General features: G+C 37.8%; 20 protein-coding genes and 1 pseudogene. 1 reads left to right on the top strand and 20 read right to left on the bottom strand.

Annotation, left to right across the window (positions count from 1 at the left end; translation table 11 throughout):
- A partial coding sequence (locus HT729_RS05885; RefSeq protein ID WP_212750473.1) for a transposase domain-containing protein occupies positions 1-207 on the top strand: 207 nt, incomplete at its 5' end.
- 94 nt (positions 208-301) lie between these two features.
- Here the strand turns inward: HT729_RS05885 and HT729_RS05880 are convergent.
- The 20 genes and pseudogenes from HT729_RS05880 to HT729_RS05790 all read right to left on the bottom strand — a co-directional run bounded on the left by HT729_RS05880 (position 302) and on the right by HT729_RS05790 (position 23559).
- Positions 302-589, bottom strand: coding sequence for a hypothetical protein (locus HT729_RS05880; RefSeq protein ID WP_000150673.1), 288 nt, complete (start codon positions 587-589; stop codon positions 302-304).
- 96 nt (positions 590-685) lie between these two features.
- On the bottom strand, positions 686-1570 hold the full coding sequence (locus tag HT729_RS05875) for an ROK family protein (RefSeq protein ID WP_023933715.1): 885 nt from the start codon (positions 1568-1570) through the stop codon (positions 686-688).
- A 17-nt stretch (positions 1571-1587) separates the two neighbouring features.
- Entirely contained in the window at positions 1588-2505 is a 918-nt protein-coding gene (locus HT729_RS05870) for a dihydrodipicolinate synthase family protein (protein WP_001281495.1), read from the bottom strand.
- Positions 2506-2674: 169 nt separating this feature from the next.
- A complete protein-coding gene (locus tag HT729_RS05865; RefSeq protein ID WP_023933712.1) occupies positions 2675-3319 on the bottom strand; it encodes a YesL family protein in 645 nt (214 codons plus the stop codon).
- 82 nt (positions 3320-3401) lie between these two features.
- Complete coding sequence (locus tag HT729_RS12005; RefSeq protein WP_001810112.1) at positions 3402-3596, bottom strand: hypothetical protein; 195 nt, start codon at positions 3594-3596, stop codon at positions 3402-3404.
- 33 nt (positions 3597-3629) lie between these two features.
- A complete protein-coding gene (locus HT729_RS05860; protein WP_025170608.1) occupies positions 3630-3974 on the bottom strand; it encodes a hypothetical protein in 345 nt (114 codons plus the stop codon).
- A gap of 326 nt (positions 3975-4300) precedes the next feature.
- A complete protein-coding gene (locus tag HT729_RS05855) occupies positions 4301-4753 on the bottom strand; it encodes a YhcH/YjgK/YiaL family protein (RefSeq protein WP_000575436.1) in 453 nt (150 codons plus the stop codon).
- Positions 4754-4980: 227 nt separating this feature from the next.
- Positions 4981-5820 carry a carbohydrate ABC transporter permease gene (locus tag HT729_RS05850; protein ID WP_001192006.1) on the bottom strand — a complete coding sequence of 280 codons (840 nt, stop codon included), beginning with the start codon at positions 5818-5820 and terminating at the stop codon, positions 4981-4983.
- Positions 5821-5835: 15 nt separating this feature from the next.
- Positions 5836-6702, bottom strand: coding sequence for a sugar ABC transporter permease (locus tag HT729_RS05845; RefSeq protein WP_161802645.1), 867 nt, complete (start codon positions 6700-6702; stop codon positions 5836-5838).
- Between the two features lie 250 nt (positions 6703-6952).
- The gene (locus HT729_RS05840; protein WP_023936033.1) at positions 6953-8281 is read right to left on the bottom strand and encodes an ABC transporter substrate-binding protein; all 1329 of its coding nucleotides are present in this window, start codon (positions 8279-8281) and stop codon (positions 6953-6955) included.
- 123 nt (positions 8282-8404) lie between these two features.
- Entirely contained in the window at positions 8405-9922 is a 1518-nt protein-coding gene (locus HT729_RS05835) for a PTS transporter subunit EIIC (RefSeq protein ID WP_044012217.1), read from the bottom strand.
- 19 nt (positions 9923-9941) lie between these two features.
- Complete coding sequence (locus tag HT729_RS05830) at positions 9942-10640, bottom strand: N-acetylmannosamine-6-phosphate 2-epimerase (protein WP_001135655.1); 699 nt, start codon at positions 10638-10640, stop codon at positions 9942-9944.
- A 179-nt stretch (positions 10641-10819) separates the two neighbouring features.
- Positions 10820-11923, bottom strand: coding sequence for a Gfo/Idh/MocA family oxidoreductase (locus tag HT729_RS05825; protein ID WP_000241724.1), 1104 nt, complete (start codon positions 11921-11923; stop codon positions 10820-10822).
- Between the two features lie 11 nt (positions 11924-11934).
- Positions 11935-14028 carry a neuraminidase NanB gene (gene nanB / locus HT729_RS05820; protein ID WP_001042178.1) on the bottom strand — a complete coding sequence of 698 codons (2094 nt, stop codon included), beginning with the start codon at positions 14026-14028 and terminating at the stop codon, positions 11935-11937.
- A 17-nt stretch (positions 14029-14045) separates the two neighbouring features.
- Positions 14046-14879, bottom strand: a complete 834-nt coding sequence (locus HT729_RS05815) for a carbohydrate ABC transporter permease (protein WP_023935698.1) — start codon at positions 14877-14879, stop codon at positions 14046-14048.
- Positions 14879-15763 (bottom strand): sugar ABC transporter permease, encoded by an 885-nt coding sequence (locus HT729_RS05810; RefSeq protein ID WP_000237984.1) that lies wholly within the window; start codon positions 15761-15763, stop codon positions 14879-14881. The genes HT729_RS05815 and HT729_RS05810 overlap by 1 nt, the downstream gene beginning before the upstream one ends.
- Before the next feature lie 78 nt (positions 15764-15841).
- Positions 15842-17179: a sugar ABC transporter substrate-binding protein gene (locus HT729_RS05805; protein WP_138703977.1), complete on the bottom strand. Its 1338-nt coding sequence runs from the start codon at positions 17177-17179 to the stop codon at positions 15842-15844.
- Positions 17180-17197: 18 nt separating this feature from the next.
- On the bottom strand, positions 17198-17650 hold the full coding sequence (locus tag HT729_RS05800; RefSeq protein WP_050208634.1) for a YhcH/YjgK/YiaL family protein: 453 nt from the start codon (positions 17648-17650) through the stop codon (positions 17198-17200).
- Between the two features lie 1049 nt (positions 17651-18699).
- A pseudogene (locus HT729_RS05795) lies at positions 18700-19659 on the bottom strand (Rpn family recombination-promoting nuclease/putative transposase).
- Positions 19660-19947: 288 nt separating this feature from the next.
- Positions 19948-23559 (bottom strand): trypsin-like peptidase domain-containing protein, encoded by a 3612-nt coding sequence (locus tag HT729_RS05790; protein WP_172931780.1) that lies wholly within the window; start codon positions 23557-23559, stop codon positions 19948-19950.
- Between the last annotated feature and the right edge of the window lie 624 nt (positions 23560-24183).

Genomic DNA, 24183 nt, shown 5'->3' with positions numbered 1-24183 from the left:
TGGTTGTTTTCTCAAAGTTTTGAAGGAGCTAAAGCAACAGCTATTATTATGAGTTTGTTGGAAACAGCTAAACGTCATCAACTAAATAGTGAAAAATATCTATCCTATCTTCTAGAATGTCTTCCAAACGAGGAAACTCTCGTAAACAAAGAGGTTTTAGAGGCTTATTTACCATGGAATAAAGTTGTACAAGAAAAGTGCAAATAAGAAATCTCCAGATTAGGAACTATCCGTGAGTTCTCTAGTCTGGAGATTTTTCAATATACTTCGTTATTGGGCGGTTACCAAAATCCTATATCTTTTATAATCCATAGCGTGTCACGACATCCTCATCTGTCAAGTAATTTCCAGCCTCAATCTTGGCATAACTTTCTTGAACTTCTGCTTGTAATTGTCTAAACAAATACTCCTTCTCTAATTCCTCTTCACTCAGTAAATCTACTTCATTTGTTACGGCAACATTCTTTAAAAATAATCTGAGTGCTGATGAAAGAGAGAGATTTTTTTCTTTTAACACTTCCATGGCATCATTTACTAATTCTCTATTAGCTTGGAAGGTCACAATCTTACTTGAATTCGCTATAGTCATTTTATATAATTCCTTTATATATTTTATTTATTATCTCACAATTATAAAGAAAGTCAAGGGAATTTGATTAGAAAATCCTAGTTTGGCTGAGCCAAACTAGGATTGTTTTGTCTTAAAATGATAATATGCACCAAGCATACCTGCTGTATTCTGGTGATGGGCAAATTCTAATCGTGTTTTTTCTGCTAAACTTGGTACCAAAGCCTCTTTCAAGGCTGTGCGGATCTTAGGTTTGAGGATAGCCTCTTGCCCCATGATACCACCACCAAGAATAACCACTTCTGGATTGGCAACGTAGCAAATATTTGCCAGACCTTTTCCTAGATAGTCTACCATGCGGTCAATACCTTCCATGCAGAGTTTATTGCCTTCAGTGGCTTCCTTGAAAATGCGTCGGCCATTCCACTGATCAACATCTTCTCCATGAGATGTTGCTACATACTCCACCAAGGCTGTGGTAGAAGCGAGATCCTGAAAAGCTCCATCTTGCATATGCATATACCCGACTTCACAGGCCGAATTGCTAAAACCATGGAAGACTTTCCCATCCATAATCAAGCAACCACCGATACCTGTTCCAATGGTCAAGCAAAGGGTGACACTTGCTCCCTTACCTGAACCAGATACTGCCTCAGCCAGACCTGCACAGTTGACATCATTTTCAATCTCACAAGGAATAGCAAAGCTTTCTTCGATTTCCTTCTTGAACTGGGTTCCTGCATAATTTGGAATCTGAGGTCCAGCGTAGAAAATTTCCCCCTTATCAGGATCCACCATTCCTGCAGAAGAAATGGCAACACCTGCTACTGGGCCTTTTTCTAAATAGCTGGCTACAATATCTTTGGTTTTTTGTAAGATATGAGGTCCACCCTTATACGCTTCAGTTGGCATTTCATGCGATTCAAGAAGTTGCCCCTCTTGATCAACCAAACCATACTTGATGTTGGTTCCACCTATATCAATTGCAACGTAGTGTGTCATAAATACCTCCTTATGGATTAGAGGAAGCGCTCCTTGGTTTCACGAATCAAGGCTGCAGCTGCTTCTACAACTGGACGATCTTCTTCCGTTACTGGCGTCAATGGTGAACGAACAGAACCAATATTCAATCCTTCATTGATCTTCAAGACTTCTTTAATGACACCGTACATATTTCCATGTGCAGCAGTCAATTTACCAATGATAGCGTTGATAGCATACTGTAACTCACGCGCTGTTTCTAAATCTTTATCCGCAATCAATTGGTTGAGTTTCAAGAAGAGTTCTGGCATAGCACCATAAGTACCACCGATACCAGCTTTGGCACCCATGAGGCGACCACCTAGGAACTGTTCATCTGGACCGTTAAAGACGATATGGTCTTCCCCACCAAGGCTGACAAAGGTTTGGATATCTTGAACTGGCATAGAAGAGTTCTTCACACCGATAACACGAGGATTCTTCAACATTTCGGTATAAAGACTTGGAGTCAAAGCAACCCCTGCCAATTGAGGAATGTTGTAGATCACGTAGTCTGTGTTTGGAGCTGCAGAACTGATATCGTTCCAGTATTTGGCAACTGAGTATTCAGGCAAGCGGAAGTAAATTGGTGGAATTGTTGCAATGGCATCTACTCCCAAGCTTTCAGCGTGGCGAGCCAGTTCCATACTATCTTTGGTATTGTTGCAAGCAACATGGGCAATAATAGTTAATTTACCTTTAGCAACTGCCATGACTTCTTCCAAGATTAACTTGCGGTCTTCTACACTTTGGTAGATACATTCACCAGAAGAACCATTGACATAAAGACCTTGAACACCTTTATCAATGAAGTATTGAACCAAGGCACGTGTACGCTCTGGACTTACTTCTCCTTGATCATCATAACATGCGTAGAAGGCTGGAATGACACCTTCGTATTTTTTCAAATCTGACATAGATTTTCTCCTATTATTTTTATTTTCTGCTAAAGCAGATTCTTTCTTTACTTCTTTAGTATACACTTTACCGAAAAGGCTTTCAATATCTTATAGACACTTAGATTTTAGTTTCTAGCTTATAGAATAGCGTTTGAAGCCTTTGAAAGTAGTTTCAGAAATAAGACTCCTATTGATATTTTGCGAAAATTTTCTCCATCAATCCAGTCTGGATAAAGACCAATAGTCCAAACCCAAAAAGTAGGAAGACTGAGCCACCTAAGAGTAGACTGAAGGCGGACAGATAAAGAACCATCACAATGAGGACAAGAATGGCTAACATGAGGAAGAACCAAGGAAAGTTAAAACTAGCCAAGATAAGCCCTTTCTGTAACACTTCTTTCCAAGTTAAATCATAGCGCGCAGCGATTGGATAGCTAGCCAGCATCATAATGGTAAGGAAAATAAGAATACCTAAACAAATAGCTTTAACCAATTGGAAGGGCAGAGCTGTTTGACCCCAGAAAAGATAGAGATCTGAAAAGGTAAGAAATACAATTCCTAATTCTAACATCCCCAACTGAAAACCTAGTTTCAGATTTTGCTTGAAAGATCTTAGATAGATTTTAAAAACAGGCACCCGTCTGCTCTTCTTAACTTCGAACATGGTCTCGTAGAGGCTGATTTTAGCCACTCCAATCGTCACGATGGGCAAACAAGAGACGACAAAAAGAAGATTGGCTGTCACGATGTCCAAGACTTTCTCACTAAAACGCATGAGAAAGTTGTCTGTATCAAATGCTGCCTTGATAAGGCTTACTCCTTTTTGTGCCATGTTTGCTCCTCCATCATTTTTCTTTGTAAACTGTTTTCTTTTTTGTCAGTAAAGCTTTCATAAGTCCCTACCATGAACAAATCTATTTTTTCTTTTTTCTTTTGGACTTTTTTCTACTTTTATCTATGGACATATAATCTATATATATCCCGGACAGCGAAGCAATTAAAATAGTACTCCAAGTATGCTCATTAAATCCATCTAGCCCTCCACGGATTATCATTGCAAGCACTGTCCAAGCTAACATATTCAATAAAAAAATACAAAGTGCTTTCAATAAAAAAATACAAAGTGCTTTCATTCTCGCATTTTAAAAGTTTATACGACCATTGTTAGGGATTTTATCATGTGCATCCCAAGCTGCAGCAATATTGTAGGCAAAATTACCATATACATCAGCTACATTCACAGCTATTTGTAAAATCCATCCAGAAATCTTGGTCAATAATCCTACTCTTGCTGCTGCAGTTGCAGCTGCCCTACTTAAGATCGAGCGCGCCATACTAATACCATACTTAGCCGCATAAGTACCTAATTTTATGTATTTACCAATCAATCCAGTCACAATGCCCTTAATTATCCAAGCCATCTCATTAACTGTAATTCCCTTTCCATCTAAGAAACTAGCTCTTGCAGCATACTTAGAAGATACCATTTCTAGCAATTCAATTTTACGTTCATCTGATATGTCTGGATAGACTCCTTTGCTATCTTCCACCAAATCCTTAATTTCTTGTTCAGTTAGCAAGTAATTTTGAGATAATTTTGCATCTATTCGATCCATTTCTGACTGTATAGTTTGGATATGCGAGACTTCATTCGCATACACAATTGAAGGTAAAATATTACTCATTAGCAATAAACAGACTGACAAGAAGATACCAATTTTTAAATATTTTATTCTCATTTCTCTACCTCACAAAGATCAATTTCATGGTAGAGTATTATCAAAGCTTTACAAAAAAACAATTCATCCTATTTTTAATCAATTAAAATTTTAAACAAATACTTGCGAACTTGATCTTCCATACCTGCATAACCATTTGGTTGATGTGGCTCTCCTGGGAAGAAAATCGCAAAATTGTGATAACCCAATAAGAGTGGGTAGTGTTCATGACAATGGACAAAACCAATGTCACTTGCTTCGTCAAATGCTACTGCCTCGTCTTTGATACGTGAACCGTAGCTCGAATATTCATGCCCTTCTACCAACAAATGCAAGTCTGCATAGTTCTTGTGATGTTCAAACTGGTCATTTTCAGCTTTATTTAGGACATTTTCTTGAACAACTAGAAAGACCTTGTCACCATCAATATCATATTTTCCTAACTCGAATGAATCTTTACGATGTTCATAAAGATAATCAATTGCCTTGTCAAGATTGGGATGAATCCCTTTATAGAAGCTAATATTTTTCAAATCGTCAAAAATCATACTCTTTCCTTCGTTTCTGATAGTTAACTAAAACCATTCTTAAGTTGATAAGTGTCTGACAAAATCTCTAAGGTAAGCAAATACCCAACATTTTGTAGACACTTATAACCTCTATATTCTCTTATACTCAATGAAAATTGAAGAACAAACTAGGAAGCTAACCGCAGGCAATACTTAAGTATGGCAAGGTGACGCTGACCTAGTTTGCATTCGATTTTCGCAGAGTATTATCCTTTGACCGCTCCCATAGTAATCCCTTGTGTGAAGGATTTCTGGAAGACTAGGAAGACTGTTACAATTGGCACGGCAGCAAGGGCAGCTCCTGCCATAATCAAACCATAGTTGGTTGCCATTTCAGCCTGCATGGTCGCAACCCCAAGTGAGATGGTCAAATTGTTACGTGAAGTCAACATTACCAATTGCATGAAGTAGTCATTCCAAGTATTGATGAAGGTAAAGATTGCAAGGGCTGCAAACCCTGGTTTCACAATCGGGAAGGCTACGCTCCAGAAGGTACGAATCTCACCACAGCCATCAATCTTAGCTGATTCGAGCAATTCTGTAGGGATATTTTCACTGAATTGTTTCATGAGGAAGACCCCAAATGGCCATCCAATCAAAGGCAAAATAACTGCCCAAAGAGTGTCATGAATTCCCATGAAGTTGACGATACGTACCAATGGTACAAGGACAACTTGTTTTGGAAGCGCCATAGCAGCTATAAAGATAGCAAATAGAATGCGTTGACCATAGAAACGTTTTTTAGCCAATACATAACCTGCTAGAGATGAGGTTGCACAGACTAAGAACATGGTTACCAATGAGATAAATACTGAGTTCCACATCCATTGCAAGGCAGGGTTCTGCACCATAAGTTGTTGGAAGTTTTCCATGGTTGGCATTTTAGGGAACCATTGTGGCGGAATCATAATGGTATCAGGCTGTGACTTGAATGCCCCTGTCAAAATCCAGTAGAATGGAAAGATGAACAGCACAGTCAACAAGAGCAAAATGATTGTTGAAATAACAGTAAAGGCTGTTAATGGTTTTTTTTCTGTAGATTGCATAACTGTCTCCTTTCTTTAGTATTCTACGTCGTTTCCAAGTACTTTAAATTGAACAAAGCTTACGATAGCAATCATGACTGCCAAGAAGACACCAATGGTGTTGGCATAGCCGTACTCTGTCAATTGGAAGGCTTTTTCGTACAGGTAGTACATCAAGGTACTTGTTGAGTAGTTTGGACCACCAGATGTCAAAAGCTGAATCAAGGCGAAACACTGGAAGGAGTTAATTGTTGTGATGATTGCAATATAAAGAGTTGTTGGAAGAAGGCTTGGCCATTTAATCTTCCAGAAAACTTGAAACTCAGTTGCACCATCAACACGCGCCGCTTCAACCAGTGAATTGTCAATATTCCCCATAGCAGCGATATAAAGGATGATTGGCTGACCAACTGAAGTGGTCAAGAGAATAATCATAATCGCCATCAATGCCCAGTGCTTATCACCAAGCCATGAAATGTTTTGAGTAATGATATGACTTGATTTAAGCACAAAGTTGAGAATTCCTGATAATGGATCATAGATCCATTTCCATACAACCGTTACGGCAACACTACCTGTTACAACAGGAAGGAAGAAGACAAAACGGTAGAAGGATCTGGCAATGGCATTTTGGTGATAGGTTTGCGATGCTACAAAGAGTGAGAATAGAACAACAACTGGCACGGATCCAATAACCAAAATAACTGTGTTAATCAGAGATTTTGCAAAGACAGGATCTTTAAACATACGGACATAGTTATCTAAGCCCACAAATTGGAAACTAGTCATAGAATAGTTAAAGAAACTTGTGATGAAGCCCATAATCATTGGTGCTAAAACAAAGATAATAAAGAAGAACAACACTGGTGCTAGGAAAGCATAGGAAATCACTGTTTCCCGCATACGAATTTTATTGACTTTCACAGTCGGCACCTCTCTTTCAAATAGAATAATTTTTTGACTTTCTTGAACTGTTTTAAAATCAAAATGAAATTTTTTATGATTCGCTTATGTAAGAACTTCATTTTAATTTCGTGACAGTTTCTTACATTTTAAACAAAAGCCCCCTTTTCTTACACTATCTGTGTAGAGGGAAAAGGGGGTATACACTCTTAGCTTCTTTAAAAACTACTTTTTATAGAATAACTAAGGACTATTGTTTCATAGCTTTTTTGATTGTTTCGTTCGCTTTTTCAGTGAAGGCTTTCAAAGCGTCCGCTGGTTTTTCGTCACCATTTGATACAGATTGCAACATTGGGAACCAAAGTGTTCTCATTTCAGCAAATCCATCAATAGTGTTGTAGTATGGTGAGTAGTATTGAGTCCAGCCGCTGATTGTTTCCATGCGTTTGTCTTCATAAAGTTTTCCAAATGAAGTACGGACTGGGAAAGCACCTGTACGAACTACGTCTTTAGGTCCCCACTCTTTGTCATCTGCGATAAACTGGATGAATTTCTTAGATGCAGCGACTTTCTTGTCGTCTTTATTGTTGAATACTGCAAATCCGTTTACAAGGTATTCAAGAGCTGGTTTACCTTCGTCTGATGGGAATGGTACTTCTACTACTTCTACCTTACTTGCTTCTAACAGTTTAGCTTGGATACCATTTTGAGCTGGTGCCCAAAGGGTTGTGTAAGATGTTTGACCGTTGGCAAAGTTTTGGATATCTGCCCCACCGTCAAATTGTGAACCATTATTGAGCAAATTGTCTTTAATCCAGCCAGTTGCTTTTTCAAGACCTTTGACGAATTTAGGATCATCAGTTGTATATTTGCTAACTTTTTCATCTGTTACAGAACCGCTATAAAGGTTAGAGATAAAGGCACGTGTTCCTTGGTCTCCCCCTTGACCAGAACTGAACAATGAACCTGGTGTGTAGCCCTTGTCTTTAAGTGCTTTCAATACTTTTTCAAAATCATCAGTTGTCCAACCTTCTTTTACAAGGTTTGCCACTCCAGCATCTTCTAGCATTTTCTTGTTCATTGCCATGTAGAATGGGGCAGAACTAATTGGATACATGTAAGCCTTGTCTCCAGCTTTACTTGCTTGTATGATGTTTTCGTTATTGACATCTTTAACAAATTCATCTGTGAAAAGGTCGTTCAACTCAGCCAATTTACCATTTTTACCGTATTGGATGATACGTCCTGGTGCGTCAAAGAGTACGTCCGGAGCTGTTCCTGCTTCGATGGCTGTTGTGATTTTTTCAGGGCCTGACTTGAAGTCGATGGTTTCCAATTTCACTTTTACATCTGGATTTGCTTTTTCAAACGCTTCGATGATTGATTTTTCATAAGTTCCAACACCGTCACCAGCTTTTTCTTGGGTAAATACTGGGAATGCCCACCAAGTGATTTCTGTTTTGGCACCGTCACCACCTGATTTACCAGCATCTTTATTTCCGCCAGAATTGCCACAAGCAGCAAGACCAAGAACCGCAGCACCCGCAAGTACTGTACAAGCTAATTTTCTAAATTTCATTTGTATTCTCCTATTTTATAAGCGTATCCAACTTGGATAATGAGTTCTTTGCATTTATATACGTTTTCATTTTTTCCTACTCATCAATCACTCTCCTCTATTTTTTATTAAGTCAGTAAGTACTTAATCATCTACACCTAAAATTTCATTAATACTATTTTTATATAAGATTGCTTTTGCTCCATAGATTGCTTGAATGCCACCCTTCACTTCTAAGACATCAACTGCACCAATTTGTTTTAAAAGTGCTTTATCAACTTGATTAACTTCTTTTACAGCTACACGTAAACGTGTCACACAAGCATCTACATCTTCTATATTATTTGATCCACCCAAGGCTCTGATAATTTGTAGGCTATCCTGTTTTAAATGATCCGCAGTATTTGAAGTTGAATCTGCGGATTCAGAAATTTCTTTAGAATCTACTTCTTCTCCTCTTCCTGGCGTTAGAACGTTGAATTGAGTAATGAACCATCTAAAAATAATATAATACAAAACACTCCAAATAAGTCCAAATGGAATCTGAAGAACCCAATTCGTCTTAGCGTTCCCCTGCAAAATTCCAAATAAAGTGAAATCGATTACACCTCCTGAAAATGTGTTTCCTATTGAGATATTTAAGATGTCTGCAATAAAGAAGCTGACACCATCAAGGAATGCGTGAACAACATATAGAACCGGACTGACGAATAGAAACATAAATTCAATTGGTTCTGTAATACCGGTAATAAAAGATGTTAAAGCAACTCCAAAAAACAAACCCGCGTATTTTTTACGACGATTCTTAGGAACACTATGGTACATCGCTAAACAGGCAGCCGGTAAACCGAACATCATTGTTGAGAAACGACCTGCAAAAAACCTTGTTCCTTCTGTAAATAATCCAGAATGAGCCGGATCGGCTAATTGAGCAAAAAATATTTTTTGAGCCCCAACCACTGTTTGTCCTGCAACAGTTTCAACACCACCAAGTTCAGTATACCAAAACATAGGATAAATCATATGATGTAAGCCTACTGCTCCAGAAAGTCTCATTAAAAATCCATATAGAAAAGTTCCAATTGGACCTGCCTGAGAAATATATCCACCTGTAGAAACAAGAAGTTGTTGGAAAGGTGGCCAAATAACAAAGAAGACAAAGCCAATTAAGATAGAAGAGAACGATGTAACAATAGGAACGAAGCGTGAACCTCCAAAGAATCCTAAAGCGGAAGGTAATTGAATATTGCTATATCGGTTGTGCAAATATACGGCAACTATTCCGACAACTAATGCTCCAATAACTCCAGTATCAATTGCAGATCCTTCTGCCATAAAAAGTTTTACCAGAGCTTTGATCGTTGCAGTCATAACTAAGTAACCAGTTACTCCTGCTAACGCAGCGGTTCCTTTATCTCGTTTCGCTAAGCCAATACATAATCCCACACAGAGAAGTAGTGACAAGTTACTGAATACAACCTCTCCTGCAGAGCTCATTACTTGGAATATCGATTGAAAAATACTATTGTCTAGTATTGGATAAGTTGCTATCGTGGTTGGGTTTGAAAGTGCACCACCAATCCCCAAAAGTAGACCTGCTGCAGGAAGTATAGCTATAGGTAACATAAAAGCTTTTCCAACTTTTTGTAAAACTTTAAATATAAAACTCCCCCCTCACATCTTATTTAAGACCAGCAACGAAGCGTTCTGTAATCTCTTTTGGTCTAGTAATAGCGCCACCAACAACGATGCCTCGCACTCCATATTCAAGGATTTGTTTGGCTTGTTCTGGTGTATGAATTTTTCCTTCTGCAATGACATCTACACCGGCATCACAGAGTTTTTTGATGAGTTCAAAATCTGGACCATCCACTTTTGGACTGTAGGATGTGTAGCCTGATAAGGTTGTTCCGACAAAGTCAATTCCTGCTTCGACCGCTGCCAATCCTTCTTCAAAAGTACTGGTGTCCGCCATCAAGAGCTGGTTAGGATATTTCTCCTTGACCTGACGAATGAACTCTTGAATTTCCAAACCATCGTAGCGTTCACGCTTGGTACAATCCAGAGCAATCACCTCGATGTCCAGTTCTGCCAATTCATCAACTTCTTTCATAGTAGCCGTGATGAAGGGTTCTTGTGGCGGATAATCTCGTTTGATTATCCCAATAATCGGAAGTTTGGTGACTTCCTTAATTTCCTTGATATCGCGAACACTATTGGCTCGGATACCGACTGCTCCACCTTGCTCAGCCGCTTTGACCAGCAAGGGAATCACCCCTCCCGCTTCTGTATAAAGCGGTTCATGAGGAAGAGCCTGACAAGAAACGATGATTCCATCTTTGATTTGTTCAATCAAGGCTTCTTTACTAATCTGTGGCATCCTCTTTCCTCCCTTTCTTTTTTCTTTATTTCTATGAGATTATTATACCTTAAAATTAAAACGCTTTCAAGAGTTTGTAGTATAATAGATTTCAGTTTCAAAAACTAGCCAAGTCAAACAGCTCCTCTAAAAGTACTTTCAGAGGAGCAAGTCGACCTATAATAGGAGAATACCAAAATTTAGTTTACAATTTCTGACAATTTTACTTTGCGATCTTCAAACATAGACTGGGTACAAGCATCTGCAGTAGCAATTGCTTCTAGGGCAGCTTCACCTGTCAAAAGTTTTGCAAATTCTTCTGATACTGGAGCTCCTTGCATAATCTCATGCAGATAGCGCATTTCTTTATCAATGACAGATGATAGCCATAATGGAGTACGTTTACCTGGTTTACCATAAGCAATTGCTCCATCCATCTCTGTACTATGATAGATACGAGTCCGGTCATCATCTTCTTCTTGCGATTCATGAATCAAGAAATAACTTTCTTGCCCATCTAGCTTAAGAGTTCCTTTACAGTTGAATAAGTCTAAGCGGATGGCACCTTTGCTTCCTTGGATTAAGACATAATGTTCACCCCAACGATAAGCTGAACCCCATTCTAACAAAGCAAAACGCTTATTAGAAAATTCCATATTGACAAAAATCATATCATCTTCATCACCGAAATGTTCACCTTCATGGGCCACATTTCCACCTGTCATGGTTACAGTTTCAGGCATGCCCCCCATAAGGAATTGAACGCAATCCAATTCATGGATGTGGTGATACAAGTGACCACCTGATTTTTCACGAATTTTTTTCCATGATACGGACGGTTGTTGTTCTTCCCAACCATTACGAGCTGTATGACAATATAGAACGTCTCCGATAACTCCTTGATTAATGAGTTCTTTTGCATGATGAACACCATTAAAGAAATTCATAATATGTCCTGCCATAAAGGTTACATTGTTTTCTTTACACGCATCTACCATCTCGCGACAATCTTGATAAGAAAGCGCAATTGGTTTTTCACAGAAAACATTTTTACCATGCTGTGCAGCCTTAATAACCGGTTCCTTATGAAGATTATTTGGAGTTGCGACGATAACACAGTCTACTTCATCGCTAGAAACCAACTCATCTAAGGAACTTGCTACTTTTGCTCCCAATTCTTCTGCAATCGCCTCTGCATTATCTGGATCATAGAGAAGAGTAATCTCTGCTCCATCATTTTTTTGCATGTAGCGAGCCAATTCAGCTCCAAAATACCCTGCTCCAACAACACCGTATTTAACCATGTTTTTCTCCTTTATTTTGTTAAATCATTAATTTCCAAATCTATATACTGAACTACATTGCTTAAATGCAATTCATTTCTCGACCACGAATCATATTTTTCAAACAGTACACCTATGTGATGATTTGGCAATTCTGTAATCGCAGAATAGGCATAACCATACGAAGGCAAATCAATATCATAGTGGTATTTCCAATCAATACTATCATCTTCTTTATTGACTAAACCGACAACTAATTGACCTCCCTTACGGCCACTTCTAGAATTTGGTGTACTCAAAATGACTGCTTCTTTTCCATCAATTAATTGAGAGTATTTAATTGCAGATACTTGTGTGCCATATGAAGTTTGTTGGATTCCATCAATATACGAAACTTTCGACCATGTTTCTCCAGAATCTCTACTAGTCATATAAGCTATCTTACCTGTAGTGGTTCTAAAGAATGTTCTAATCACACCATCTCTCAGTTCAACCATTTGTGCTTCTGCTGTTGCATTTTTAAACGGAATTGAAGCTGAGGATTTCTTCCATGTTTGACCACTATCATCAGAAATGAGATAGGTTAGTTCTCCACTAGTATATGTTGCAAAAATCAATCTGTTACTTGATTTTAATGCTAAACCTTGTCCGGGACATAAGTAAGTTCCATTATGTTTTTCTCCTAAGAACGGAGGCAACAACTTAAATTGTTCCCAACTCTCTCCTCTATTCTGACTAGTTGTCATTGCTATATAATTAGTAGGAGTCACTTTAAATAACGAATCTTTGTAGAAAACATTCATAGGGACCTGTTTTCCATTATGCCTTTCTCTTAAAGAGCCACTATCAAAATCAACCGAATATTGTTCGACTGTTAAAGACTTTCCTCCCTCCAAAACTTCATACTTATCATTTATAGTATAATTTGTAGGTTTATTAGTTGTTTCATCATAAACGACACCATTTTCTCTAACTGTATAACGGAAATCGTTATCTCCATTCTTCTTTAGTTTTAAATAATAATGACCATTTATTTCTTTAAAACCTGAGTCGGCTTTATTTGCATTATTATTTCCAATACCCGCAGGCATAACATCAGCTAGTAATATCGTTTTCCCAGATTTTTTATCTTCAACAATGGATGAATCTATGAATGAAGCACTTCCACTAATTTGACTATTCTTTAATTTATTATCTCGTGGCCAGTAAACTAACTGCTCCTCATAGTCATTAAACTTCATAGCAAAAATTGGCTCACTCCACGTTTTCCCATTATCATCACTATAAGAAGTGGCAATATTAATCTTACTTTTAGAATCATGAGTCCCACCATAACGTGCATCAATACTTGATAGAACTCTTCCACTACTTAATGTATATAGTGTCGGTATTCTAAAATAGTTAGCTTGAGTAGAATCTCCTGATTGGAAAATTAACTGAAATGGATTTGACAAGGGAATAGTTGAAACTTCCTGATCACTAATTGCTTTGTTAAATAGACTGATTTCATCAATACTTCCTTTTGCGAGGTAATGTTCCTTGCCTTCACGATTAACAGCTCCTAGTGTTGCCTTATCTATACCATTTATATTTGAAATTGGCAAAAATGTATCAACTGTTTCAGAGAACACTTCTATTCCATTAACATACATTGTGTATGTTTTATCTTTAGAATCAGATACAAATACTAGTGTATTTTCAACTGCCTGTCCTTTATGCTTTCCCCATAATGAAGCTGGTCTAGAAAATAAATAATTTATTCCCTTTTGGGCGTCTCTTATTTCTACACCTATCTCACCAGAATCTCTCATGAAAATTGAAAAGTAATTATTTTTAAAGCCTGCTTTACTATTAGATAGGCCAAACAAAGCTTGAAGAGAGTTTGGTTTATCTGCTTTAAATTTCATTACTACTGTCTGACTCTCTCCAGACAATTTATCTAATAACAAAGAGCTGATATCTATACTCTTATTGTTCAGTTGATATGAACCTCCTTGAAAAATAGGAGATATGGACAGTTGACCATAGTTTAATTCATTCGCATGAATCAAAGTGGGAACTCCCATTAAAAGACTAATGCCTACAACAGAAATTCCTAGTTTTGAATAAAGACCTCTTTTATTCATTTTTTTCCTTCTTTCGTCTACTTCACAGATCCTTCTGACAATCCACTTGCAATCTTATTTTGGATGACAGAGAAGAAAATGATTGATGGAAGAACTACAATAACAGACGCTGCCATCATATCTCCCCAGTCTAGTATTTCTGAACCATTAAGTGAACGAAGGGCTACTGCTACTGTCATCTTTCCTGTATTGTTAATCAAAATCAAGGCATACAGGAATTCATTCCAAGCATTGATAAATGTATAAATAGCTGTTGCTACAATACCTGGTGCTACAATCGGTAGCACAACTTTATAAAACGTTACAAATTTATTTGCACCATCAATTCGAGCTGCTTCTTCAATTCCAATTGGAACTGTTTGGAAAAATCCAACTAAGAGCCAAACTGCATATGGAACACTAAAAGATAGATAAACCATCATCAAGCCAAATAAACTATTTGTTAACCCAACTTTAGCAATGGCAATTGAATAGGGAATTGCTAACAAAATTGGTGGGAAAATATAGGTAATGACGAGTAGTCTCGACATGATTGCTCCCAATTTAGGGAAGAATCGAACAATACCGTAGGCTGCCATAGCAGAAATAATAATCGCAATAAGGGTTGTAGCTAAGGCAATGATTAAACTATTTCGAATGTTATCAATAAAGTGCAAATCGTTGATAACATGTATAAAATAATCTAATGTAAACTGTTCAGGCCAAAATCGTGTTGGATACTGAGTCAATTCCCCTTTCCCCTTGACAGACGATATGATAATCCATACCAATGGGAAAATTGCAACAATAGTCGCACCAATCAAGAGTGCATGTGAGAGAATATCTAAATAAATACTGGATTTCTTCTTCATTATTTTCTACCCTCCTTTTCCCACTTACTGATGATAGCAAAGTAGATAAAGCAAATCGCCATCAAGAAGATAAAGAGCAACACTGTAACTGCTGAAGCACGACCCAACAATTTAGTGCCCCAACCCAGGTTGTAAGCAAAAATTGGAAGCGTCGTTGTAGCATTAGCCGGTCCACCACCCGTAATAAGGTAGATAATGTCAAAGTTATTAAAGATCCATACAGTTCTCAAAACAACTAGAAGCCCTACAACTACTTTAATATGTGGAAAGACGATAAACTTGAACACCTGCCAACTTGAAGCACCATCTATCTTAGCAGCCTCAAATTGTTCTTCTGGTACTGTTTGCAAAGCTGAAAGCACATTAACCATAATCATCGGCGCTCCAAACCAAATGTTGATAAACACCAAACATAGGAATGCCCATGTACTATCTGTCAAAAATGCAGGTGTATGTTCCATTAAACCTAATTTTACGATTAGATTAGGTAAATAGCCATAAACCCCGTTTAGAATCCATTGCCAAGAGAAGGCAATAACGATTGTAGGAAATGCCCAAGGAACAATCAATAAGGTCCTATATAATTTCTTAAAGTGGCGTACTCTATGAAGAGCTAAAGCCAATACAAACCCTACTAAAACTTGACCAACTAATGAGAAAATGGTCCACTTAATTGAATTAAAGAACGCATTAAAGAAGTTGGGATCTGATAGCACAGCTTTATAGTTAGCTAAACCAACAAATTTATAATTGGGCATAATCAAATGCTTATTGGTAAAGCTATAAAAAATACTCGAGAAAAACGGATAAACAAAGAGTAATCCTACGATAATCATAGCTGGCAAAACAAATATCCAGCGAGTTAAATTACGTTCTTTAACCATTCTCCTTCTCCCTTCTTTTACAAGATTGGGCTAGAGCTTTTCAGCTCACTAGCCCACCTATTTTCTAGTCTTTTACATCTACTGAACAGCCTCAAATAAATCGTTTAATTGTTTTTCTGCTTCTTTTCCAGCTTTCATAGGATCTGTTCCATTTGTAATGATATCTTGGAACATTTGTTCAATAATGTGTTGGTTAGTCAACATACCAGCTTGTACACTTGGTCCATTTTCATAACCAATAGCAGTACCTTTTTTAACAGCTTCAGTAATTACTTCTTCAGCATGTTTAAATTTCTTACGAGTTTCATTTTCTTTATAGGCTGCAGAATCGCTAATCCCCTTAATAGTTGGCAACATACCTACTGGAGTTGAATCAAGGAATTTAATGTAGTCTTCTTCATTATAAAGTGATTCTAAGAATGCTTTAGCAACTTCTGGGTGTTTTGAATTTTTCCAAACAACCATTGGAATGTTTGAAGTTTCAATTCCTTGGTCCTTATCAGACTCTTTGATTTTTGGAATAGGATAAGCATCAATCGAATCAATCAATTGAGGACTGTTGGCATTGATTCCTCCAATATGGAAGCCAGAGTTAAAGTCAAATGCTGTTTTTCCTTGATAGAACAAGGTAGCTTGTTGAAGGACATTAAAGTTCAAAGAATCTTGAGGTGAGATTTCTTTATACAATTTAACCCAGTATTTAATACCATCTTGAGCAAGTTGACTTGTCAAATCCGCTTTAAGATCTTTTGTCAAGAGACTTCCACCACCACTACGTACGTAGAAGTTCAAGAAACGTGTTGCCATTAAGTCATTTGTTCCAAACGGAACAGATAAACCATAAACTCCAGCTTCTTTCAATTTTTTAGAAGCTTCATAGAGTTGATCCCAAGTTTTCGGAACCTCAATATTATGTTCTTTTAACAAATCTGTTCTAACCCACATAACTTGTGCATGTGAATAAAGAGGAACAGAGTAGTAATCATCTCCGATTTTTGCTTCATTTAAGGCAGTTTCGTTAAATTTATCCTGTCCAATACGCTTGATAGAATCATTTAGCGGAACCAAAGCATCTGAGTTGACCATTTCCATTACTTGGTTAGGAAGAGCTGTACTGATATCTGGCACATTCCCATTTGCTAAACCTGTAGTCCATTTAGTATAGAAGTCATTCCAAGAAAATGTTTCAATCTTGATTTTCGTTTTCGGATGCTTTTGCATGAAAGCATCTGCTGATTTTTGAATACTTTCTAAACGGGGTCCTTGAGTAAAGGAGTGCCACATTGTAATCTCACCAGATAATTCTGTCGGTGGTTCAGTACTAGTTGTAGCTTCTTTTTTTCCTGAACAAGCTACCAAGGCAACGGCTGCTAGCGCAACTCCAGCTAGACATAAAAACTTTCTCATTTTTTTCATCGTTCTTCCCTTTCTACATTAAGAAATCGCAACTTTAAAGACAATTTTTTTCACAGGTTCATCATTTATACGAACCTTGGGTTGATGTAAATCTTCTGGAAAAGTGATGAGGCATTCGCCAGCTCTCAAATGAACCAACTGTTCCACTTTCCCTGTGTATAATTCAATATCCTTCTCTTCATCATACTCTTGGGTAACGCTTACATTTTTCGGCGACGTAACAGCCATGGCTTCTTCGTTTTCCAAAACTAAATGAATATCCAAATATTTTTGGTGAGTTTCAAAGAAGGCTCCTGCTTGACCATCTGCTAGATAAGTAAAGCAATTCCCAAACAATCGATTACCATCGATAGCAATCGGACCTTCTGTTAAATTTTCTAGTCCTGTTTTTTCTAGAAAATCTATTAATGTTGCAAAATGTGGATTTACTCCCACATAAGTTCCTAAACGGCTAATTTTTGTAATAATCATCTCTTCTAACCTCCTTTCTCAATCTATTTCTCCTATCCAAGTTCCCCATTCTTCTGTCTAGCATTTTCTACTAGAAGGACATAAAAACACTACACTCTCTAGCCTATACTCTTTGAAAATCTCTTCAAACCGCAGTCGCTTCACCTTGAATTATATAGATCAGTCTTATCTACAACCTCAAAGCGGTGTTTTGGGCAATCTGCTACTAGCTTGCTAGTTTCTTCTTTGATTTTCATTCAGTATCTCCTCAATCTTCACAAGGAGGTCTGATTTTTCTAGCGACAAACAGAATAAATAAGTTAGTTCAATGAGCTACCTTCCTTATAGATGAAATTGATATTCATGAAGGAAGTCGCCCTTTATTTTTTGCAAAAGATACTAGTATGAATCTATTTGGGGACTTGAATTTATAAGCTGCTCACTTCGTTTTTCTAAAATAATTCTAATCTATTATTCTAGCACTAATAGACTCTTTGGCTAAATCTCCTTTCTACATCTCGTTTCACCAAAAACTTTTAAGAGAGAAATACTCTATATTTCATTCTCTAAATTAGTTTTGTTACCGTTTTCAATTAGAGTATACTTTTTTTTTTTAGTATTTCAAGTCTTTTTCTAATTTGGAATTTAGTTTCAAATCTTTTTTAACTATATCAAGTATATTAAAAGTACTTTCAAAAATAATCAAATTCTTACAATGCTTGTTTCGAGTGGACAAGATAAGAAACAGAAGAAAGTGGAAAGTGGAAAAAACTCAATTTTAGGAGAAAGTGAAGTAAATATAGCAGATTGAAATAAGATGAGAATAAATCGATTAGGAAAGTCAAATCAAATTTATAACAAGGATTTAGAAGCTGCGGTATACTATTCTGTTTTCAATCAACTATAGTGTACTAATGTAGATTCAATGCACTATAAAACGCATAGTATCAAGGTTTCTTAATCCCCTGATACTATGCGTGTTTGTAATTTTTAAGATTTTATACCTAGAGTTTTTTAATTCCAAGAACGCCATCTTGACCAGATGGTTTTCCTGTCTATTATTGCTGATCTTACAACAACGCCTCAAACTCAGCAACGGTCATGCCCAACTGCTGACTGGCAACCTCGGAAGTCAGAAGTCCTTGGTGGACTAGATTTAGTAGCATAGACAAACTTCCTTCAACTTTCCCACGTTCAAGTCCTTGTTCTAAACCTTTTTCGATGCCTTGTTCAATCCCCTCTGCGCGACCACGTTCAAGACCTCTCTCTAAACCTTTTTCCTCAGCTTGCTCCAAAGCATAGTCCTGTGCTAACATGGCTTGTTCTTCTCGCCTGCGTTGTTCACTAAACATTTTCCTATCCTCCTCGGACCAGCTCTTGTAGTCCAGCAGTTGATCTGCTTGGCTGATGGCTCGCTCGGGCTGCTGGGTAAAGGGTTTATTCCCGAAAAACTCTAACCATGGTTTACGAACCTTGTCTTTGCTGGTTTCTCTGTATTTTCTTAATTCCAAGAACGCCATCTTGACTAGATGGTTTTCCTGTCCATTGTTTGTAATTGTTAAAACCTCACCTGTCGAATCCTCTCGCATGCTAAAACTATGAAAAGCCAAGTCATCTGAGAACTAGTTACTATCCACAATTGCGATAGCGTATACTGGTGAGATGTGTTTATAACTCTGATGAGTATCACCTTCTCGTTGACGAATTTTTTCAAGATTTTGATTGACCTGACTGCACAAGTAAGCCCATAAACGATTGATGAAAAAATTCTGATGATGAACCTGAATTTCGATGATAACTTGCGTACCATTATCCAACTCCGCCAAAACATCTATACTGGTATAGAAATCTTGCGCCGAATAGGGCATGGAAGTCAAGACATGAATATTGCTTCCCTCCAAAATGGTCACATTTTTTGCTGGTAAATCCAGCATATCGCGGATAAATTGACAAGTGATTTCTGGGTTGCTAAAGATTTTCTTAGCAACCAAATCATTGGTCGGGCTAATGCCCGGATGTCTTAGAATCATATTTCCTCTCCTTTCATTATAGCACATTTTTAAATCTAGGTTTACTAGATTTACTGCTACTATCTATTTATTCGGAAAAGAAAGACAAAAGAAGCGAGAAAGTTAAAAATTATTAATCCTAATCACTTGTAAAGAGATAAATCTTGCTCATATTATTTATTAAAGACTCTATTTTACAAAAAAGATTACAAAATCAGCCGTTTTAGAGAACTCTTACCACTTCCTAGACTATTAATTCTAATGTTTTTTATACTACTCGCTTGCTCGTCAATAGGTCATAAAGCAAAATCAGTTGATCCATTCCCCGTACTCGTTCACTCTATAGCCGTCTGGTGTTAGCGAATTGAAAAGTAGTTTCCCAAAAGCATCGATATAGTACCACTTTCCTTTATAATAAATCCATGTATTGGATTCCATGGAACCAGATGATCCTAAGTAGTACCACGCGCCACTTGAATCTTGGAACCAGCCTACCTCCATCATGCCATTATCCTTGAGATAATACCAATTACCGTCTGTATCCTGTATCCAACCGGTTTGCATGATTCCATTCGCATCAAAATAATACCATGCATCATTTTCTTTCATCCAGCCTGTCCGTTCTTTCCCATCGGAATTTCTAAAATACCACTGATTATTTATCTTATGCCATCCTCTTTGTTGATTACATGTAATAACAGAATGTTCAACAGTAGAAAGTGACATGTTATCCGCTTCAACGCCAAAAACAGCTGTTAACGATGACGAACCTGTCCCGTTCGTTGTGAATTGAGCAGTGGTTTCTGGGCTAGATAATCTTTCCTGTTTTGATGGAGTCTTTATTTTTCTCTCATCTCGGTGCCCTTCTACTGTCAATTTTTCTCCACCTGTAACTTTAGCCACAAAGTCTGGAACTTCCACTCTTTCAGGGACTAGTTCTTTTGAAGATACTATAGACTTCCCAAGGTCTCCTGGTATTTTTTCTCCCGATACTAAAACCTCTGACTCTGAAAATTCCTCACTAGACGCAGGCAGTTCTTCTCTGATCGGCGCATCTTTTGGAACTAGAAACTCTACTTTATCTGGAGATACCACTTCCTCTTTGAGATTACTTGAGTTTTCTTCCGTCGATGACACCACTTCCTTCACACCCTTAAGAACCACACGTTCTTTCATAGGTGTAACCTCGACTGTACGAGAATTTTCAACAATCTTTCCATCAGCTAAGACCTTATAAGTCACCGTAGTAACTTCTTTACCTACATACCCCTCCGAAACAACCTCCGTTTTCCCTTTCTCTAACTCTTCGGAGTCCTCAAAACGCTCTGTAATCGGAAGTTCTTTTATGACACTGTTGGGTTTAATACCTAAAGTAATCACCTTGGATTGAGGAGCTATTTTCTTCTCAGAAACTTGAGAAGATACCGCTCCTGTATACTTATCTACTTGATAAGTAGTAGTTCGAGTAACCACCCCTCCTTTACCCTCTACAACTGAACGGAAACCAAGCTCTTTTGTTTCATCTCCTTGGTAAAGAGTATCAAAAGCAATCGATTCTTTTTCTACTTTCGGCTTAGTACCTTTATACACTACTCGGTAAATAAGTGGAACACCTTTTTTTTCACCCTTAGTATCCTCTGTACGCTCTTTTCCAACCTCAAGGGTACTATCACCTTCGTAAGTGGTAATAACCTCTGTTTTCGGCTCCTTTTGCGGTTTGAGAGGAGGTTCTACTTTATCTTTATCAGACTCTATTTTAGGTGTACTTGGTTTTTCGTCTTTTGGAGTTGAAGGAAGTTTATCCTTATCCTTCTCATCCACCAAAACTTCATCTTTTACATAGACAGGCTCTTTTGGTTTACCTTCAATATAAGAACGAACCCAATCCAGTTGCTCTTTTGATAAAACCAAACCACCACTGCGGCTTCCTACGACACCATTTTGGTGAACTCCAATTAAAGTACCTTTGTCATTATAAAGACCACCACCAGACGCTCCGGGTTTTGTGCCTTCATAGCTGATACCCTCAACACCTGAACCGAAGTCTGTAGTTCCTACTACTTTGCTATCTAAAACTGGACTTAGCTTGTTATCTGGAAAACCATAGACCGAAACTGAATCCCCCTCTGCAACTTTCGAAGATTGTTTTACAACCTCTACAGGAGTTACCGCTTTGAAATCTTCTTTTAGTCGAACCAAGGCTAAGTCATTTTTAAATCCAAATACGGAATCTTTTTTATTCCAATAAACAATATCATCATCTGAAAAATGCACAGACTGACCATTCGGTAAGGTTGCTTTATACACTGTATTGGTACGACCAGATTTCGTAACGACCTCAGAACCTTTAACTGTTAAAAAATTATGAGCGACTGTTAATACTAGATTTTGTGCAATTAAGGTACCAGACCCTGACCCATCTGGCGTTTGAATATGCGTTGTAGCATAAAAATTTTCTGAACCATTCGGAGCTTGTAACACCTCTTTACTAGGCACAGGTAAGTTGGATTTGCCACTCAAGTCAACCTTACCAACCTCCGTTCTTGCGAAATCAGAAGACGAAGTAGATGAAGGATTTACTGAGTCAACAACAGCTTTTATAATGGTATTACCTAAAGCTAACTTACTGATATATTCATCAGACCAACTTGTATCATTAGCCAACTTGTTTATAGACACTCCATTGTAAGAAACCACTTTGGCTTTAGGAGAACTTGCTACCAACTGCTTAAAATCAGGGTTTTGTCTCAAATGAAACTCTAAACCACTTCCAACAGGACCTTCCTGAACAACCTTATCTGAAATCAAAGGATTGCCTTTAGTATCTTCTACACGTAATACTACTCGACCTTTTTCTTCACCTTTTACTAAAGTAGCTCGACCTTTTTCATCAAAACGATACAAAGCGCCGTCAATCTCAGACTCTACATCTTTTAAAGCTATATGATTTTCATCATAGTAGTAACGGTTTGCACCATCTATATACCAACCCTTTATACCATATTTATCAATCATAGAACGAATCCAAGTTCTGTGCTTTTCCGTAAAGATAGTACCACCGCCAATACGCTCACTCTCAGGAGCGTTTGAAGTATTTGTTCCGTGCTGGTGGATACCGACTACCTCTCCCTTATCATTAAACAAAGGAGCACCTGAAAAACCTCCCAAAGCTGAGGAATGATAAGTGACTGCACCGCTCTCTTTATTGATACTGCTCACAGTTGTTGAGACTGAATAAGCCTTACCGTCTTTCAAGCGAGCTTTATTTTCTTTACTTAAATTTGGAGTAGAAAAATCATTGGGATATCCGACCATAGTGATTTTATCACCAGTAGAAACCTCTTTATCACTCAACTCTCTTGGAGAGTCTTCTCCCCCTGTCATAGCTTCTACAGGCTTTTTAGTTACCACTACTGCTAAGTCGTTGCTATAGTCTTTACCAAAGTCTTTGCCGTTATACAAGTGAATAGAGTCTTTTTCAAGAGCTTCTGATACCCCTGAAGTAGGTACTTTATTGCTTTTCTCCTTTTCCGAGTTCATCACAACATAACTACGAGCAGACTCCCCACCACGCAAGACCGCAGACTTATCATCTTGGTTTTTATCATAGTAGTTATGAGCTACTGTTACCATCACATTCGGCGCTACAAAGACACCGCTACCTGATGCGGTTTGTTTCCCACTCGTACCACTATCATAAGTGGTATAAGTCATAGCAACACCCTCAGCGGACTTCTCATGAACGCTCACATCTTTTATATCATCGCCACCTTGAATAACGTCAGCATAAACGACCCCACCACCAATAACTGGTAAATCAGGAACCGATAATCCAATCATACTCACCAATGCCAGACATCCCACCAATCCATAAGCTTTTGACTTACGAAATTTTCCTAAACCCTTTAAATATAAAAACATCTTTTTCCTCACTTTAGTTTCTAATACTTATTTATCCAGATATAATAGCTTACAATCTTTTAAAATCTTCAAATAAGTTATGATTGTTCCATACTCTTCAAACCATGTCAGCCTTGTCGTGCCGTATGTATATGTTACTGACTTCGTCAGTTCTATCTGCAACCTCAAAACGGTGTTTTGAGCTGACTTCGTCAGTTTCATCTACAACCTCAAAACGGTGTTTTGAGCTGACTTCATCAGTTCTATCTGCAACCTCAAAACGGTGTTTTGAGCTGACTTCATCAGTTCTATCTGCAACCTCAAAACGGTGTTTTGAGCTGACTTCGTCAGTTCTATCTGCAACCTCAAAACGGTGTTTTGAGCTGACTTCATCAGTTTCATCTACAACCTCAAAACGGTGTTTTGAGCTGACTTCGTCAGTTCTATCTGCAACCTCAAAACGGTGTTTTGAGCAGGCTACGGCTAGCTTCCTAATTTGCTCTTTGATTTTTTGAGTATAAGGACATGTTGGATTCTATGTGCTGTATTGTCAACAATACACTCTTCTTCCTGTATATCTACCAACATGATTTACAGAATTTTATTTTACTATACTTTTACCTCTATTCCAAGACAGAAATAAAA

The sequence above is a fragment of the Streptococcus sp. 79 genome (assembly GCF_013277425.1).
In the GTDB taxonomy this organism is placed as follows: Bacteria; Bacillota; Bacilli; order Lactobacillales; family Streptococcaceae; genus Streptococcus; species Streptococcus pseudopneumoniae.
Note: the sequence above shows the minus strand (reverse complement) of the source record. Positions and strands in the feature narration are given on the sequence as shown.